At 72.1% G+C, this 15,730-nt stretch carries 14 protein-coding genes and 1 tRNA gene; 8 read left to right on the top strand and 7 right to left on the bottom strand.

Going from position 1 to position 15,730, the window contains the following annotated elements; translation table 11 throughout:
- Positions 1-272 precede the first annotated feature (272 nt).
- Entirely contained in the window at positions 273-1,634 is a 1,362-nt protein-coding gene (locus DEJ02_RS06460; protein ID WP_258378674.1) for an aminotransferase class V-fold PLP-dependent enzyme, read from the bottom strand.
- Positions 1,635-1,739: 105 nt separating this feature from the next.
- Between DEJ02_RS06460 and DEJ02_RS06455 the strand changes: the two genes are divergently transcribed.
- Together DEJ02_RS06455 and DEJ02_RS06450 are read left to right on the top strand one after the other, a co-directional pair.
- Positions 1,740-2,576: a metallophosphoesterase gene (locus DEJ02_RS06455; RefSeq protein WP_111032386.1), complete on the top strand. Its 837-nt coding sequence runs from the start codon at positions 1,740-1,742 to the stop codon at positions 2,574-2,576.
- A complete protein-coding gene (locus DEJ02_RS06450; protein ID WP_220035337.1) occupies positions 2,573-3,238 on the top strand; it encodes a 4'-phosphopantetheinyl transferase in 666 nt (221 codons plus the stop codon). Before DEJ02_RS06455 ends, DEJ02_RS06450 begins: the two co-directional genes overlap by 4 nt.
- A 94-nt stretch (positions 3,239-3,332) precedes the next feature.
- Here the strand turns inward: DEJ02_RS06450 and DEJ02_RS06445 are convergent.
- The 4 genes from DEJ02_RS06445 to galU form a co-directional block, all read right to left on the bottom strand.
- Positions 3,333-3,408, bottom strand: a tRNA-Ala gene (locus tag DEJ02_RS06445).
- A gap of 73 nt (positions 3,409-3,481) precedes the next feature.
- Positions 3,482-4,600, bottom strand: a complete 1,119-nt coding sequence (locus DEJ02_RS06440; RefSeq protein WP_111032385.1) for a hypothetical protein — start codon at positions 4,598-4,600, stop codon at positions 3,482-3,484.
- A 118-nt stretch (positions 4,601-4,718) separates the two neighbouring features.
- The gene (locus DEJ02_RS06435; RefSeq protein WP_110865431.1) at positions 4,719-5,378 is read right to left on the bottom strand and encodes a GNAT family N-acetyltransferase; all 660 of its coding nucleotides are present in this window, start codon (positions 5,376-5,378) and stop codon (positions 4,719-4,721) included.
- Positions 5,379-5,465: 87 nt separating this feature from the next.
- Positions 5,466-6,356 (bottom strand): UTP--glucose-1-phosphate uridylyltransferase GalU, encoded by an 891-nt coding sequence (gene galU, locus DEJ02_RS06430; protein ID WP_027466560.1) that lies wholly within the window; start codon positions 6,354-6,356, stop codon positions 5,466-5,468.
- A 114-nt stretch (positions 6,357-6,470) separates the two neighbouring features.
- Between galU and DEJ02_RS06425 the strand changes: the two genes are divergently transcribed.
- The 3 genes from DEJ02_RS06425 (at position 6,471) to mscL (ending at position 7,919) form a co-directional block, all read left to right on the top strand.
- Positions 6,471-7,055: a 5-formyltetrahydrofolate cyclo-ligase gene (locus tag DEJ02_RS06425; protein WP_111024332.1), complete on the top strand. Its 585-nt coding sequence runs from the start codon at positions 6,471-6,473 to the stop codon at positions 7,053-7,055.
- A 1-nt stretch (position 7,056) separates the two neighbouring features.
- Positions 7,057-7,347, top strand: coding sequence for an FmdB family zinc ribbon protein (locus DEJ02_RS06420; protein ID WP_027466562.1), 291 nt, complete (start codon positions 7,057-7,059; stop codon positions 7,345-7,347).
- A 77-nt stretch (positions 7,348-7,424) separates the two neighbouring features.
- Positions 7,425-7,919 carry a large conductance mechanosensitive channel protein MscL gene (mscL, locus tag DEJ02_RS06415; protein WP_111032384.1) on the top strand — a complete coding sequence of 165 codons (495 nt, stop codon included), beginning with the start codon at positions 7,425-7,427 and terminating at the stop codon, positions 7,917-7,919.
- An 87-nt stretch (positions 7,920-8,006) separates the two neighbouring features.
- Here mscL and DEJ02_RS06410 read toward each other — a convergent pair whose 3' ends face one another.
- Both DEJ02_RS06410 and DEJ02_RS06400 read right to left on the bottom strand, forming a co-directional pair.
- Positions 8,007-8,591 carry a CDP-alcohol phosphatidyltransferase family protein gene (locus tag DEJ02_RS06410; protein WP_051596961.1) on the bottom strand — a complete coding sequence of 195 codons (585 nt, stop codon included), beginning with the start codon at positions 8,589-8,591 and terminating at the stop codon, positions 8,007-8,009.
- Positions 8,592-8,893: 302 nt separating this feature from the next.
- Positions 8,894-12,721 (bottom strand): ATP-binding protein, encoded by a 3,828-nt coding sequence (locus DEJ02_RS06400; RefSeq protein WP_111032383.1) that lies wholly within the window; start codon positions 12,719-12,721, stop codon positions 8,894-8,896.
- A gap of 206 nt (positions 12,722-12,927) precedes the next feature.
- On the opposite strand from DEJ02_RS06400, the gene DEJ02_RS06395 reads away from it, so the two are divergent.
- The 3 genes from DEJ02_RS06395 to DEJ02_RS06385 all read left to right on the top strand — a co-directional run bounded on the left by DEJ02_RS06395 (position 12,928) and on the right by DEJ02_RS06385 (position 15,667).
- Positions 12,928-13,800 carry a CoA ester lyase gene (locus DEJ02_RS06395; RefSeq protein ID WP_017887994.1) on the top strand — a complete coding sequence of 291 codons (873 nt, stop codon included), beginning with the start codon at positions 12,928-12,930 and terminating at the stop codon, positions 13,798-13,800.
- 10 nt (positions 13,801-13,810) lie between these two features.
- Complete coding sequence (locus DEJ02_RS06390; RefSeq protein WP_111030703.1) at positions 13,811-14,278, top strand: DUF6264 family protein; 468 nt, start codon at positions 13,811-13,813, stop codon at positions 14,276-14,278.
- Between the two features lie 141 nt (positions 14,279-14,419).
- Positions 14,420-15,667, top strand: coding sequence for an FAD-dependent oxidoreductase (locus DEJ02_RS06385; RefSeq protein WP_111032382.1), 1,248 nt, complete (start codon positions 14,420-14,422; stop codon positions 15,665-15,667).
- Positions 15,668-15,730: the final 63 nt, after the last annotated feature.

Here is a 15,730-nt window from a genome sequence, read left to right as displayed (position 1 = left end):
CCCGGAGCACCGCCGACCGCCCACCCCCGACCGCCGACCGGCCGCCAACCGCCAACCGCCAACCGACGACCGCCAACCGACGACCTCGAACGGCCTTCCGCAAACCGCCCACGGCCCACGACCCCGACCCACGACCCCGACCACCGCGCACTGCGCTCCACTCGCCACTCGCCGGCCGACAGCGCCCGGCCGCCTGACAACCGCCCGGTCAGCCACGGCGCAAGAGTCAACGGCCAACGGTCAACGGCCCCCGACCGCCACCGCCACCGCCCTCACCTGGAACGCGGCTCGTCCAACGTGTCCAGGATCCGCAACAGCAGCTCGATTGTCGTCCGCGGGTTGATGATCGCGAAGCGGAGGTGCGGACGTCCGTCGGTGGAGGTGGGCGCGACGAACCCGACCTGCTCGGCGAGCAGCGTCGCGCTCCACGCCGCGTAGTCGCCGTGGCCCCACCCGGCCCGCTCGAACGCGACGATGGAGAGCTGCGGATGCCGGATCAGGCGGAGGTGGGGCCGTCGCTCGATCTCCTCGGCGATCGTGCGCGCGGTGGTGATCGTGGAGGTGATGGCGGCACGGTACGCCGCGGCTCCGTGCGAGGCGAGGGAGTACCAGAGGGCGAGACCGCGTGCGCGCCTGGTGAGGTGCACGGCGTAGTCGGCGGGGCTGGGCTCGACGTGTTCCGCCGTCACGTCGAGGTAGGGGGCTCGCTGCGTGTGGCTGCGGCGGGCTCCTTCGGGATCCCGGTAGATGAGCGCGCAGGCGTCGTGCGGGGCGAAGAGCCACTTGTGCGGGTCGACGATCACCGAGTCGGCGTCCGCCACCCCGTCGAACAGGGGTCGGGTCAGGGGCGACAGCATCCCGGCGAGTCCGTAGGCGCCGTCGACGTGGAGCCAGAAGTCGTGTCCGGGGCGGAGGCCCGCGATCCCGGCGATGTCGTCGACGGTCCCGCAGTTGGTGGATCCCGCGGTCGCGACGACGGCGAAGACGGAGTCGCCGTGAGCGTCGAGCGCTGCCCGGACGGCGGGGCCGCGCATCGATCCGTCGGTGTCGCAGTCGACCAGCACGACGTCGACGTCCATGACGTGTGCGGCGCTGACGATGGAGGAGTGCGCCTCCCTGCTGCACACGACGCACCACCGGTCCGGGGCGACGGGGGTCCGGCGGCGTGCCCGGTCCCGGGCGGCGACGAGAGCGGAGAGGTTCCCGAGGGTGCCACCCTGCACGAACGTCCCCCCGGAGCTCGTGGGGAGGCCGAACTCGTGGGCGAGCCAACGGATGGCCTCGTCCTCGGCGAAGACCGCACCGGATGACGTCTGCCGGAACCCGGCGAAGATCGACGACGCCGTGACCGCCAGGTCGAACGCGATGGCGGCACTGGTCGGGGCTGCGGGGATGAACGACAGGTAGCGGGGGTCGTCGGCGGCGATGCACGCTGGAGCGAGCACGCGCGTGAAGTGGTCGAGGACGGCACTCGTCCCGTGTCCGTCCTCGTCGATGGTGACCTCGCTCCGCTCGGCGAGGTCGCGGGAGGACAGGACGGCACCGAGCGGCAGGTCGTCGTCGAGGAGCCGGTGGCGGACGAGATCGAGGATCTCGTCGACCGTCCGGACCGAATCGTCGCTGATCGTGTGCATCCCCGCCCCACCCGCCGTTGATCGCTGTCCTGAGAGACTACTCATCAAGTCCGCACCCTACCGGAGCGGTGTGGCGGGTCGGGTCGCGCACTACTGTGGATCCGTATGGCCGACATCCTCGCGATCAGCGACCTGCACGTCGGCTACGCCGGCAACCACGACTTCGTGTCCCGGATCGCGCCACGATCAGCCGGCGACTGGCTGATCGTCGCCGGGGACGTCGCGGACCGTCTGGACCAGGTGGTCTCGACGATGCGGACGCTGCGGGAGCGCTTCGAGACGGTGATCTGGGTCCCCGGCAACCACGAACTGTGGTCGCTCCCGGGTGACGTCGGGGGTCTCCGGGGAGTCGCACGCTACGACGCCCTCGTGGCGGCCCTGCGGTCGGTGGGTGTCGTCACGCCGGAAGACCCGTACCCGGTGTGGCCGGGACCGGACGGGCCGCTCGTCGTGGTCCCGCTGTTCCTGCTGTACGACTCCTCGTTCCGCCCTCCGGGAGCACGTTCCGCCGCCGAGGCACTGACCATCGCGGAGCAGGCGGGGGTCGTGTGCTCGGACGAGTTCCTCCTGCATCCCGACCCGTACCCGAGCCGTGCCGCGTGGTGCGCCGCACGCGTCGCGGCCACGCGTGCGCGGCTCGACGCACTGCCCCCGGGCAGCCGCACGGTCCTCGTGAACCACTTCCCGCTCGTGCGGGCGCCCACGGACCGGTTGCGCTACCCGGAGTTCGCCCTGTGGTGCGGCACCGAGGAGACGGCGGACTGGCCGATCCGGTACCGCGCCGAGGCGGTCGTCTACGGGCACCTGCACATCCCCGTGACGGACCGCATCGACGGCATCCCCCACCACGAGGTGTCCCTCGGCTACCCGGACGAGTGGGGAAGCCCCGGGGCGTCGGCGCGTCGGGTCGTGCGGGTCGTCGGTCCCGGAGCGGGCGCGTGACCGGGGCGCTGCGCGGTCTCCTGCCGCACGAGGTCGAGGTCGAGGTGACGACGACGGACGAGGGCGCCGAGTCGCCGTTCGCCGAGGAGCGCGTCGTCGTGTCGCGTGCGGTCGCGGCGCGGCGGGCCGAGTTCGCGACCGTGCGCGCGTGCGCGAGGCGGGCACTGGGCCGGTTGGGGGCCCCGGTGGGCCCGATCCTCCCCGGCGCCGACCGGGCACCCCGCTGGCCCGAGGGCTTCGTCGGCAGTCTGACCCACTGCGACGGGTTCCGGGCCGCGGCGGTCGCACGGGCGTCCGACGTCGTGTCGCTCGGCATCGACGCCGAACCGCACGGCCCGCTGCCGGACGGTGTCGAGGAACTGGTCGCCCTGCGGCAGGAACGCGACCGGCTGACGTCCCTGGCTGCCGGGTCTCCGGACGTCGCGTGGGGTCGGGTGCTCTTCAGCGCGAAGGAGAGCGTCTTCAAGGCGTGGTCCCCGTTGACCGGTCGGTGGCTGGACTTCTCGGAGTGCGAGCTCGTGATCCAGCCGACGGGTACGTTCGACGCGTCGTTCCTCGTCCCCGGGCCGGTCGTCCGCGGCCGGCGCGTCGACGGGTTCGACGGCCGCTGGGCCGTGCAGGACGGACTCGTCGTCACCGCGGTCTGCCTGATCACCGGGTGACCGCGGAGCACGCGAGAACGCGGGTCGACGCTGGGCGAGCAGGTCCGGGAACGACGACGGCCCCGGGAGACCCGGGGCCGTCGTCTGGACCACTTGGTGGAGCTAAGGGGATTCGAACCCCTGACCTTCTCATTGCGAACGAGACGCGCTACCAACTGCGCCATAGCCCCAAGTGCTCGACCACACTAGCACCCTCGTTCGGCCCAGCCGAAATCGCAGGTGGGCCTTCGGGCGTGCCGCGGGTCAGACCGCGCGGCGCCGCCGCATGATCGCGTCGAGGTCGGCCTGCTGGTAGGCGTCGTCGTCGAGGACGCCCATGCCGGCCCACTTGCTCGGCGGCCCGGCGGGCTCGTCGGCGGGAGCAGGAGCGGCGGGAGCAGGAGCGCCAGGAGCAACGCCGGCCGACGCAGCAGGGGCGGCGGGGGCCCGGAGCCCGAGCCGCTCAGCCAGACGACCCTGGTCGTGCGCGGAAAGCGACGCCGCAGCCTCTTCGAGCTCGGGCCGCATCCGCGACACCCTCGCCAGCGACGGGTCGGACTCCCCGGCGCGGATCGCCGCAGCTTCGGCCTCGGCTTCCGCCTTGGCCGCGGCGACGCGCTCCTTCAGCCGGGCAGCGAGTTCCGCCGACGACTCGGGCGACGCGGCCGGAGCAGCCGGCCGCTCCACGTAGAGGGGCTTCGGAACGTGGTTCGGGGTCCAGGAGCGGTCTGCTGCAGGCTCGGCGGGCTGCTCGGTCGACAGAGGCGGCGCCGGGTCCGTCCAGGCGGTGGACGGCCGGGAGGCGCGGGTCGCGCCCGTCTCGGCGGCCGCGAGACGCTGCTTCCGCGCCGTCGCCACCTGGTGCAGCTGGGCCAGGACCGCTGCGGACCCGCCGGCGGCGACGAGGCCGGCGACACCGACGAGCCAGAGCGACGGTGCCGCGACGAAGACCACGAGGGCGGTGACGACGCCGAGCGTGCCGAACAGGGTCGCCCCGAGCCGGGAACGGCGCATGCGCATCGCGGTCAGGGCCGGCACGGCGGACGCCCGCTCGAGCACCGGAGCCTGCTCGGCCAGACGGCGGGTGATCTCACGCTGCCGTGCGGCTTCGTGGGCTCGGACGATGGCGGTGCGCTTGGCCTCTTCGGACCGGGCGACGCGTTGCGCCTGGGCGAGGGACTTCGCGTTCATCTCGATGCGGACCTCGTCCGGCAGCTCGGCGGTCTGCGCGAGGATCCGGAGGGTCTGCTGCAGCCGGATGGCGTTCCGCTCGGTGGCCAGGTACTGGCGGCGGGCGGCCCACGACGGCATCAGGTAGACGAGCCAGAGGACGGCCGCGACGAGCAGGACGATGCCGCCACCCCACGAGCCGATTCCTGCCATGCGAACACGGTAGGGGCGGCGGTTCCCGCGCCGCGTCATTGCCGGACGCGTGTTGCGCGTGTCGGGACGGAATCCGTGGGAGGCGACCCGCGCCTCCAGGCCCGTCAGACGTGAGACGTCAGATGCGGGGCGTCGTGTCCAGCGGCATCGCCGCCTCGTCGCGTGCGGCGAGCGGCACGGCCCCCACGCCGGGCGGCACCTGCCCCTGCACCCAGCGCTCGAGGACGCCCCCGCGGACCTCTTCTGCCACCAGCGCGAAGCAGAAGTGGTCGCGCCAGTCCCCGTTGATGTGGATGTACCGGCGACGGAGTCCCTCGTACCGGAAGCCGAGCTTCTCGACGACGCGCAGGCTCGGAGCGTTCTCCGGCCGGATGCAGATCTCGATCCGGTGCACGCCGAGCGAGCGGAAGCAGTGGTCGACGGCGAGGGCGACGGAGATCGGCGTCACGTTGTGGCCGGCGGCGTCCTCGACGACCCAGTAGCCGATGGAGGCGCTCGCGAGCGAGCCGTAGGAGATGCCGGAGACGTTGAGCTGCCCGACGAAGCGGCCGTCGAGCTCCATCGCGAACGGGAGTCCGAGTCCCGCGCGGGCGTTGGCCTGGAGCGCGCGGATGCTGCCCCGGACGTCGGTGGAGACGTGTCCGGAGGGGTTCGTGGCCTCCCAGGTGCGGAGCCACGAGCGGTTCGTCGCGAGTGCCGCGTCGAGGTCGCGGGTGTCGCGGAGCCGGAGGGGCCGGATGGTGACCCGCCCGTGGGACAGGGTCGGGATCGTCGTCATCGCTGGGTTCCTCCGGGGTCCCGCCCCGGTGCGGGACGGGGTGTCCCGCCCGGGTCCGTGATCACCGGACCCGAGCGGGATGGCCGACTATTCGCCCGCGTTGAACTCCTTCAGCCACGACTTGAGGTCGGGGCCGAGGTCATCGCGGTCCGAGGCGAGCTGCACGATCGCCTTGATGTAGTCGAGTTTGTCACCCGTGTCGTACCGGCGTCCACGGAACACGACGCCGTACACGCCGCCGGTCCACTCCTCGGCGCTCGCCATCTTCATGAGCGCGTCGGTCAGCTGGATCTCGCCGCCCTTGCCCGGCTCCTGCTTCTCGAGGACGTCGAAGACCTCGGGACGGATGACGTAACGGCCGATGATGGCCAGGTTCGAGGGCGCCTCGCCCTGCGGGGGCTTCTCGACGAGCCCGGTGATCTTCACCACGTCGTCGGTGTCGGTCGGCTCGACCGTGGCGATGCCGTACAGGTGCGTCTGCGACTCGGGGACCTCGAGCAGGGCCACGATCGTGGCGTTCTTCTCGCCCTGGACCTCGATCATGCGCTGGAGCAGCGGGTCACGAGCGTCGATGATGTCGTCACCGAGGAGCACGGCGAACGGCTCGCGCCCGACGTGCATCTTCGCGCGGAGCACCGCGTGGCCGAGGCCGAGCGGGTCACCCTGTCGCACGTAGTGCATGTCGGCGAGGTCCGTCGACTGGTTCACCTTCTGCAGCTTCTCGTGGTCGCCCTTCTTGCGGAGGGTCTCCTCGAGCTCCGACACGTGGTCGAAGTGGTTCTCGAGCGCGTTCTTGTTGCGCCCGGTGATCATCAGCACGTCGGTCAGCCCGGCACCGACAGCCTCTTCCACCACGTACTGGATGGCCGGCTTGTCGACGACGGGGAGCATCTCCTTCGGCATCGCCTTGGTTGCGGGGAGGAAGCGGGTACCCAGCCCTGCGGCCGGGATCACCGCCTTCGAAATCTGGAAGCCCATGCTCAGACCGTATCCGATCCCCCTTTCGAGGGCATGTCGTCGCTCCGGGGGACACGGGACCCCGCGTGTTCCCGGCGGGAAGCCGCAACCGTGCCCGTCGGTAGACTCCTGCGCATGATCGCCGATCTCGGGAACGAGAAGCGCGCCCTGCGAGCCGAACTCCGGCAGCGGCGGCGCACCCGGACCACGACCGAACGCGACGCGGACACCGAGACCCTGACCGCGACCCTGCAGCGCTTCGTCGAGGAGCGCCAGGTGACGTCCCTGGCCCTGTACCTGTCCGCACCGGACGAGCCGAACGTCCGGCCGTTCCTGAACTGGGCGTTCGGGCAGGGCATCCGCGTGCTGCTGCCGATCACCCGCGAGGACGGCCTGCTCGACTGGGCCGTGGGCGACGGCGAGAGCGAGACCGAGAGCCTGCTCGGCCTGCCCGAGGTCGTCGGCGAGGTCCTGTCCCCGCTCGCGATCAACGACGTCGACGCGATCCTCGCCCCGGCGGCGGCGGTCGGGCACGACGGCGTCCGCATGGGCTGGGGGCGCGGCTACTACGACAAGACCCTCGGGTCCATGGCGAACCGTCCGCCCGTCTATGCTGTGATCTTCGACGCGGAGTACCTCGACGAGGTCCCGCGCGAACCCCACGACGAACCCGTTGACGGCATCATCACGCCGTCGCGCATCATCACGTTCCGGAGCTGACGTGCCCACCTACTCGTACCGTTGCACCGAGTGCGACAACGCGTTCGACATCAAGCAGTCCTTCTCCGACGCCACCCTGACGGAGTGCCCGGTCTGCGGCGGCGTCCTGCGCAAGGTGTTCTCCCCGGTCGGCGTGACCTTCAACGGCGGCGGCTTCTACCGCACCGACTCGCGCCCTGCGCCGAAGTCCGAGGGCTCGTCGAGCACCCCGGCGAAGTCCGAGCCGAAGAAGTCCGAGCCGGCGAAGAAGGCCGAGTCGAAGCCCAGCGGCTCGAAGCCCGCCGCGTCCTGACGCGGTCTGCGCTGTCCGGATAGGTTGGGGCGCGTCGCCACTCGGCGGCCGTCCTCGACCCGGAAGGAGACCCTCGCATGAAGGGCTTCAAGGAGTTCCTGCTCCGCGGCAACGTCATCGACCTGGCCGTCGCAGTCGTCATCGGTGCGGCGTTCACCGCGATCGTCAACAAGATCGTCCAGGCGCTGATCAACCCGCTGATCGGTGCGGTGTTCAACGCCTCGAGCCTCGACGACGCACTGAAGGTCCAGATCCCCACGGTGTCTGGTGACCACGCCACGCTCTACTTCGGCGCCATCATCGGGGCGGTGCTGAACTTCGTCATCATCGCCGCGGTGGTGTACTTCGTGCTCGTGGTACCGGTCAACCGCCTGAAGAAGGTGGCGTTCGAGCGCGTCAAGAACGACGAGCAGCAGACCCCTCAGGACGTCCCCCCGACCGACGTCGAGGTGCTGCTCGAGATCCGCGACCTGCTCCGTCCGCAGAACGGCGGCGCGACCAGCACGGGCGCGCACATCGCCCCGTCGAACGCCCCCGAGGGCCCCGGCATCGGCGGCTCGACGAAGCTCTAACGCGCGACGGAACCAGGTTCCGGGCACAACACCACGGAGATCCGCGGTGCTGTGTCCGGAACCTGGTTTCGTTTGCGACGGGGCCCGTCAGGCGGCGGGGACCGCGCGGCGCTTCGCGAACATCGCGACGGCGTACTGCGCGCCGGCGAGCACGTGCCCCGCGGTGCCGAGGTACACGAACACCAGGGCCACGACCCGGACCCACGGCGCGTTCTCGTCGACGGTGTGCACCGCGGAGAACAGCAGCACCGGCAGCCCGACGAACAGCAGGGCCGAGCGGATCTTGCCCGTCCACGTGACGTCGAGGTCCGGGTTGCCGTGGAACAGCACGCTCGACAGGACGACGAGCACCAGGTCGACGAGCACCACGACGGCCACCACCCACCAGGGCAGCAGGCCGACGAGCACCAGGGACAGCACGATCGCGATGATGGCCAGGCGGTCGGCGACGGGGTCGATGGCCTTGCCGAGCTTGGATCCCTGGTCGAACTTGCGGGCGATGAAGCCGTCCGCCCAGTCGCTCACGCCGATCACGACGAGGGCGACGAGCGCCCACCCCGGGTGGCCGGCGACGACGAGGCCGATGAACACCGGGATCAGCACGAGGCGGAACAGCGTGATCAGGTTCGGCCAGGTCTGCCAGTCGGGGCGCTGTCGCGCGGTGTCAGTCATCACGGGCCAGGCTACCGGTTACCAGTGCGGAGGGACGTCGCGCCGGAGTTGGTCGTCGTTCTCACCGTCGCGGTGCCGCGCCGGTTCCGGCGGCGGTGCGGGGTCGTAGCCCGCCACCGGCTGGGTGGTGACGCGTCTGCGGCGCCGCACCGGGCCTCCCGGCTGGTCCGCCGTCTCGCCTCCGTCAGCGGCGGGACGGACGGGAGGCGCGGCTGAGGACGCGTCGTCGACTCGCGTCCACGTGCCCACCAGCTGGTCCGTCTCCGGCGTCACCGGACCGGCGGGCCGCGAGGCCCGGCGGCTCATCGGCGGGCGGGGATCGGGGGGATCGAGATCTCCTGCGTGGCACCGCGGTCGACCCCGAGCACGGACGCGACGGTGTCGGCGACGCGGTCCGGGTCGGAGAACAGCTGGAACGCGTGCACGCGCACGTAGTGCCAGCCGAGTCGGCGGAGGACCTCGGGGCGCAGGCGCAGGGACTCGCGCAGCGATCCCTTCACCAGCGACGCGTCGGTCTCGATCGTGACGCAGACCCCGCCGTGCGCGGCGACGAGGCCGAGCTTGCCGCGGTGGCCGAGCGCGACCGGGATGCCGCGCATCTCGAGGCGCCGGGCCAGGTCGACGAGCAGCGGGTCGGAGTCGTCCGGCACGTACTCGGCGGTGGTGCGGGCACGCACCTCGGCCAGGATCTCGGCGAGGGCGACGGTGCCGTGGCCCATGCGCTCGGCCTCGATGTCCGACGGCTGGAAGCAGGTGACGATGACCATCGAGCGACGCGCACGGGTCATGGCGACGGCCAGCAGCCGCTCGCCGCCGGGCTTGCCGAGCGGACCGAAGTCGCGCAGCACGCGGCCGTGCGGGGTGCGGCCGTAGCCGATGGAGAACACGACGCGGTCACGGCTCTGCGCCACCGACTGCTCGAGCGTCGCCACGATGAACGGCTCGGCACGGTCGCCGATGACGAACTCGGTCAGGTCCTTGTGGCCCTGGGCGGCGGTCAGCACGGCCTGCTCGACGCGCACGGCGTGCTTCGCCGAGGCGGTGATGACCATGAGCGACTCGGTGGGTCGGGTGCGGGCGTGGTCGATGACGAGGCGGACCACGCGGTCGACCTCGGCATCGACGCTCTCGACGGCACCGGACTCGAGGTCGGGCACGGCCTTGCCGTCGCTGACGTAGTCGAGCGCGATCGAGCCGTGGCCGAGGAACGAGCCGGCCCACGGCAGGGACTCGATCTTGCCGCCGTAGAAGCGACGGTTCACGAGCTCGGCCAGGTCCTCGCCGCCGGCGCGGTACGACCGCGACAGTGACAGGGTCGGCAGCAGGGTGGACAGCTTCGCCAGGGCGGAGTCGGCGTGGAACGCGTCGAGCGTGCCCTCGTCGACCTGCAGCGCCCGGTGCTCGGGGTCCACGGCGATGCGGAACGGCGACGGCGTCTGGGTGACCGGGTCGCCGAACACGACGGTCTGGCGGGCACGGCGGACGGCACCGACGGTCTCGGCGATCGTCACGGCGCCGGCGTCGACCAGGATCACGGTGTCGAAGGGCATCGTGTCGGCGATCTGGGGCACCTCGTACGGGCTGGCGAGCCAGACGGGTGCGATCGACCGGGACAGGTGCGGTGCGGAGTCCTGCAGCAGGCGCGAGGTGATCGCGCCGTCGCGGAGCTGGGTCTTGAGCGCAGTCGCTTCTTCGGGCCAGTCGACGAGACCGACCTTCCAGTTCTCGGCGAGCTGCCACGCCAGGCCCTGGGAGACCCCGGCCGCGTGGGCGTCGTCCACCAGGCGGAAGTCGGCCTCGACCCGGTCGAGCATGTCGGTGTTGGCACCGAGCAGGGCACGGTCGGACTCGAGCATGGTCTCGAGGGCGGACTGCCACCAGGCGAGCTCGAGCTCGGCCGGCACCTGCACGTCCGGCACGTGCCGGTTCGCCAGGTCGGTGATGAGCGGTTCGAGCTGCAGGTCGCGCAGGGTCTGCATGAGCTCGGTGCGCTCCTGCAGGTTGTGCAGGACGTCGGACTCGGCGGCGAGCTCGGCGATGGTCGGGACGAGCTGGTCGACCGGGGTGTTCGCGAGCTGGCGGTCACGCTCGGTGCGACCCAGCGGCTCGTCGAGGCGCGCGAGGTCCTCGGCGACGTTCGAGAACAGCACCTGGACGTCGGCGATGCCGGTGGGCACCTCGGGGTTCACGCCGGCGGCGACGTAGCGCTGCCAGAGCACCCGCTGCTGCTGGACGCGGGTCAGGGCCTCGTGCAGGTCGGACACGTGCACGCCCGGACGGACGTACTCGCGGGCGAGCTTCTTGAGCCGGCGACGGTTCGTCGACGACATCGGGGCGCCCTCGCCGCGGGGGGCGGTGGCGGCCACGAGCTCGGACACCGAGCGGTCGAAGACCACCGGCAGGAAGCGGTCGAGCGTGTCACGGATCTCGGTGAGCAGGCGCAGGTAGATGCCGAGCTCGTTGATGGTCGTGAACTGGCGCATGTGCGTCGAGCTCACCAGGTCGTGGGCGCGGCGGAGCAGGGTCGGCAGGCCGTCGGCGTCGAGGTCCTTCGCGATGCGGTGCGCTCGCTGGGCACCGTCGCTCGAACCGAACTTCGCGCCGTACCAGGGTGAGTCGTCGGGGCCGTAGCGGAACTCACCGAGGTTCGCGGCGCTGACCATCGTCTCGGCGACGCGCGAGCGGCCCTCGACCATCGAGGCGACGGACTGCTTCGACAGGCGCGCGGTGGTCGACGGGGCGACGGGCAGCAGCGACAGGCGCGACAGCTCCACCAGGCAGTCGAGCACCGAGACGCCGAAGTCGGGGTCCTTGCGGGTGAGCGAGCCGCGGTAGTCCTTCAGCACCTTGCGCAGGCGGACCAGCGCGTCGTCGACCTCGCGGAGGTTCGGACGCGCGGCCTTCTCGTTCCGGGCGATCGCACGGACGACGTCACGGCGCAGGGTCGACGGCGTGACCGCGACCCCGGGCAGCTGGACCTCGCCGAAGCGGGCGGCGATGCCCCGCAGGGTGGCGCGGCGCGGGCTCACGACGAGCACGCGCTTGTTCGCGGCGACCAGGCCGCCCAGGGCGTTCACGATCGTCTGGGTGCCACCGGTGCCTGGCAGGGTCTTCACGACGATGGAGTTGCCGGCCGTGATCTGCGCGATCACGTTCTCCTGCTCGTCGTCGGCGTCGAGCAGGAGCGTGTCGGTCTCCGGGCTGCGCTCGTCCGACGGGGTCTGCTCGACCGGGTGGTAGGACTGCTCGACCTGCCACTTCGCGCTCGGGTTGCCGGCGAGGGCGTCGAGCACGGGGTGCGACAGGTCGCCGGTGTCCTCGACCATCCCGGTCGCGACCTCGGCGAAGGTGGACACCACGAGTCGGGCGTGCACCGAGAAGCCGGGGATGTGCGCGGTCAGGCCACGCAGGCGGTCGATGACGGGGTTCGGCGTGAACGAGCCGTCCTGCTGCGCGAGGGCCACGAAGGACTGCGCGTCGAGGATGACCCCGAACTGCTCGTGCAGCGCGTCGGCGAGGCCCGGGTTGAGCACCGGTTCGCCGAGCAGGCGCACCTCGAAGTCGCGTCCGTGCCGGCGGATCGCCAGGGGACGCAGGAGCACCGGGCCGCGGAACTGCTCGTCGCCGTGCTTCCAGTCGGCCATGCCGATGCCGAGCTTCACGGCGTCGATGCCGCGCACGGTGGCCAGCTCGGTGCCCTTCGCCTCGACGTGTCCGGCGGCCACGCGGGCGGCACGGAGCGCCACCTCGTCGCGGATCAGGCTCGACAGCAGGGTCGTCTTGCCGGTGATGAACTGCGCGAGACCGCCCGGGTGGGTGGTCGAGAGCTCGATGCGGGCGCGCGGGTGGTCGCTGAAGTGCGTGAGCGGGCTCGTGCCGCCGACACCGGTCAGCTGGGTGCGCCAGCCGTCCCACGTCGGTTCGGCCGCGTTGCCGGCCTGCAGCCGCGGGTCGCCGAGGCTGATCGCCTGCGGGCTCGTCATCTGCAGCTCCGGGCGGAGCGTGCGGTCCGGCTCGTCGTCGGTCCGTTCCTGGTCCACGTCCTGCTGCTCGTCTCGGTCGTCGTCGGGGCGCGCGCGGGCACCCTCGACGGGGACGTCGTCGTTCACGTCGTCCTCACCGTCGGTCACCCTGTCCGCTCGCCACACATCCGACACTGTAGGCGGAACAGGACGGCCTCTCTGGCAATGAACCGAGGTTTCGGGGTTTCCGCACGGACGTGACCGCCGTCCGGCCCGACGTGCGCCACCGTCCGACCCGACGTGCGCCGCCGTCCGGCCCACTTGCGGCGCGCCCGATCCGACGGCAGCCCCGTCCGGTGTGGTACCAACGGGGCATGGCCATCGACGACCGCACCGCTCCGTCCGCCCCCACGCCGAACCGGCGTCGATCGGTCCCTGCCGAGATCTCACGGTCGTGGCTGCTGGTCTCCGGCACCGCCACCGACCGGTTCGACAAGTCCCAGCGCTCCCGCGCCGACCAGATCATCCTGGACATCGAGGACGCCGTCGACCCCGCCGCCAAGCCCTCGGCCCGGCAGGGTGTCGCCGCCTGGCTGGCCGGCGGTGGCGAGGCCTGGGTGCGCATCAACGACGTCACGACGGACTTCTGGGCGGACGACGTCGAGGAGCTCCGCGGCCTGCCCGGGCTGCAGGGCGTCATGCTCGCCAAGACCGAGTCCCCCGCCCAGGTCACCGACACCTGGCACCGGCTCGGTGGCCAGACGCCGGTGATCGCCCTGGTCGAGTCGGCCCTGGGCATCGAGGAGTCCGTGTCGATCGCCAAGGCGCAGGGCGCGTTCCGCCTGGCCTTCGGTTCCGGCGACTACCGCCGCGACACCGGGACCAGCGCCGACACGCTCGCGATGGCGTACCCGCGGTCGAAGCTGGTCGTCGCCTCGCGCGTCGGCGACCTACCGGGCCCGATCGACGGCCCCACGGTCGGGTCGTCGCACCCGATCCTCCGCGAGCAGTCGCAGGTGGCCGTGTCGCTCGGCCTCACCGGCAAGCTCTGCCTGGACACCGAGCAGCTCCCCGTCATCAACGAGGTCATCTCCCCCACGCCGACCGACGTCGCCTGGGCGCAGGACTTCCTCGACGACTTCGAGGCCCGCGGCCGGGTCATCCGCGACGGTTCCGACCTGCCACGGCTCGGTCGGGCGCAGAAGATCCAGCGGCTCGCACAGGCGTTCGGGGTCGAGGCGCGGTAGGACTGCACGCATGACCTGGTCCAACGTCCCCGGCCCTCCGCCGCAGTCCTCCTCCGGTCCCACGGACGCGCAGCGCGCGGCGTGGGAGCGCGGCGGCACCACGCTGTTCCCGCCGGCGAAGCTCGCCGACCGGATCTCGACGGTGCTGCTCCTGGTGTTCGGCGCCGTCATGACCGCGATCACGGCGGTCGTCGGCATCGTCGCGATCGCCTCGGCCACGGCGGAGTGCGACGCCTCGTCGGGCTGCACGCCCGGCGGGTACTTCGGTGGCGCGGCCATCGCGGTCGGTGGTGCCTTCGTCATCGGGGTCGCCACGATCGTGCTGTCGATCGGCGCGTGGATCCGGCGGAAGCCGTCGTGGTGGATCGCCGCGATCGGCTTCGTGCTCGCGATCGTCGTCATCGTGTGGGGCGGGGTCGTCTTCGCGAACGCCGTCGACAGTGGTTCCGCCTCGTCGTCGGTGTCCGCCAGCGCCTGACCCGCGCACCGACACCACCCTTGCGACCGGACACCGTCGTCCGACGCGTGTCGGGTCGGAGAACGCGTGTGCGTTCCGGCCTGGAGGCGCGGGGCGGGGCCGCCACGCGCCTCCAGTCCGGAGCGGGGTAGCGTCCGGGGCATGGTGACGGTGTCGCGGACGACGGTCGCGGTGGTCGGTGGCGGCCCCGCAGGGGTCGTCCTCGGGCTGCTGCTCGCCCGCGCCGGCGTCGACGTGCGTGTGCTCGAGCGGCACGACGACTTCAACCGGGACTTCCGGGGCGACACGGTGCACGCCTCGACCATCCGGCTGCTCGACGAACTCGACCTCGGTGCACCGTTCCGGGCGCTGCCGCAGTCACGCCTCGACGACTTCTCGCTGCCGATGCCGGACGGGTCACGACTGCTGCTCGGTGACTTCTCGCGTCTCGCACCGCCGTACGACCACGTGGCGATGGTGCCGCAGTGGGACCTGCTCGACCTGCTCGTGACCGCCGCCCGTCGGGAACCGTCGTTCCGCATCTCGATGGGCCTCGCGGCGACCGGGCTCATCGAGGAGAACGGGGTCGTGACCGGAGTCCACCTGCGGTCGAGGGACGGGACCGGCGAACCCGAGGAACTCCGCGCCGACGTCGTGATCGCCTGCGACGGGCGGAACTCGGTGCTGCGTCGCGCCGCCGGGCTCGTGCCGCGAGCGTTCCGGGTGCCGTTCGACACCTGGTGGTTCCGGTTGCCCCGGCACCCCGGGGACGCGGCGAGCGCCCTCACCCCCGCGTTCTCGGACCGGGACGTGCTGCTGAGCTTCCCGCGGCCGGAGTACCACCAGGTCGCGTACTTCGCGCCGAAGGGCTCGGACCCGGCCCTGCGTGCCGCGGGGGTGACGGCCTTCCGGGCCCGTGTGGCGCGGCTCCGACCGGACTTCGCGGACCGGGTCGACGCGATCGCCTCGATGGACGACGTGCACGTGCTCGACGTCCGGATGGACCGCCTGCGCCGGTGGTGGCGCCCGGGGCTGCTCTGCATCGGGGACGCCGCGCACGCGATGTCGCCCGCCGGCGGGGTCGGCATCAACCTCGCTGTGCAGGACGCGGTGGCGACCGCGACGATCCTGGTGCCGGCGCTCCGACGGGGGCTCCGCGGTGACGGCCTCGACCGGGCGCTCGCGGCCGTCCAGCGTCGCCGGACCCCGCCCGCAGCCCTGGTGCAGGCCGCGCAGGCGGTGCTGCACCGGGTCGTGTTCGAGCGGGCCTTCGCCGGGCACCTGCAGGACGGTCCGCCGCTGCTCCCGGTGCTGCTCGCGCGCTGGGTCCCGCCGGTCCGGGGCCTCTACGCCCGCGGCATCGCGTTCGGCCCGCTACCGGAACACGCGCCGGCGTGGGCTCGTCGGTGACGGGGGCTCGTGGCGCGTCGGTGCGGGAACTGGGCGTCGGCGTCGGGGGCGGGCGCATGCTGG

It is taken from the genome of Curtobacterium sp. MCLR17_042 (assembly GCF_003234695.1).
Lineage (GTDB): Bacteria > Actinomycetota > Actinomycetes > Actinomycetales > Microbacteriaceae > Curtobacterium > Curtobacterium flaccumfaciens.
The sequence above is the reverse complement of the archived record's forward strand: the minus strand, read 5'-3'. Positions and strand labels throughout refer to the sequence as shown.

What these genes read in the sequence shown, in the direction of transcription:
- DEJ02_RS06395 (WP_017887994.1), top strand. Translation starts at nt 12,928, where the DNA reads ATGGCCATCGACGACCGCACCGCTCCGTCCGCCCCCACGCCGAACCGG.
- galU (WP_027466560.1), bottom strand. Translation starts at nt 6,356, where the DNA reads ATGGGCTTCCAGATTTCGAAGGCGGTGATCCCGGCCGCAGGGCTGGGT.
- DEJ02_RS06385 (WP_111032382.1), top strand. Translation starts at nt 14,420, where the DNA reads ATGGTGACGGTGTCGCGGACGACGGTCGCGGTGGTCGGTGGCGGCCCC.
- DEJ02_RS06460 (WP_258378674.1), bottom strand. Translation starts at nt 1,634, where the DNA reads ATGCACACGATCAGCGACGATTCGGTCCGGACGGTCGACGAGATCCTC.
- DEJ02_RS06435 (WP_110865431.1), bottom strand. Translation starts at nt 5,378, where the DNA reads ATGACGACGATCCCGACCCTGTCCCACGGGCGGGTCACCATCCGGCCC.
- DEJ02_RS06455 (WP_111032386.1), top strand. Translation starts at nt 1,740, where the DNA reads ATGGCCGACATCCTCGCGATCAGCGACCTGCACGTCGGCTACGCCGGC.
- mscL (WP_111032384.1), top strand. Translation starts at nt 7,425, where the DNA reads ATGAAGGGCTTCAAGGAGTTCCTGCTCCGCGGCAACGTCATCGACCTG.
- DEJ02_RS06440 (WP_111032385.1), bottom strand. Translation starts at nt 4,600, where the DNA reads ATGGCAGGAATCGGCTCGTGGGGTGGCGGCATCGTCCTGCTCGTCGCG.
- DEJ02_RS06390 (WP_111030703.1), top strand. Translation starts at nt 13,811, where the DNA reads ATGACCTGGTCCAACGTCCCCGGCCCTCCGCCGCAGTCCTCCTCCGGT.
- DEJ02_RS06425 (WP_111024332.1), top strand. Translation starts at nt 6,471, where the DNA reads ATGATCGCCGATCTCGGGAACGAGAAGCGCGCCCTGCGAGCCGAACTC.
- DEJ02_RS06410 (WP_051596961.1), bottom strand. Translation starts at nt 8,591, where the DNA reads ATGACTGACACCGCGCGACAGCGCCCCGACTGGCAGACCTGGCCGAAC.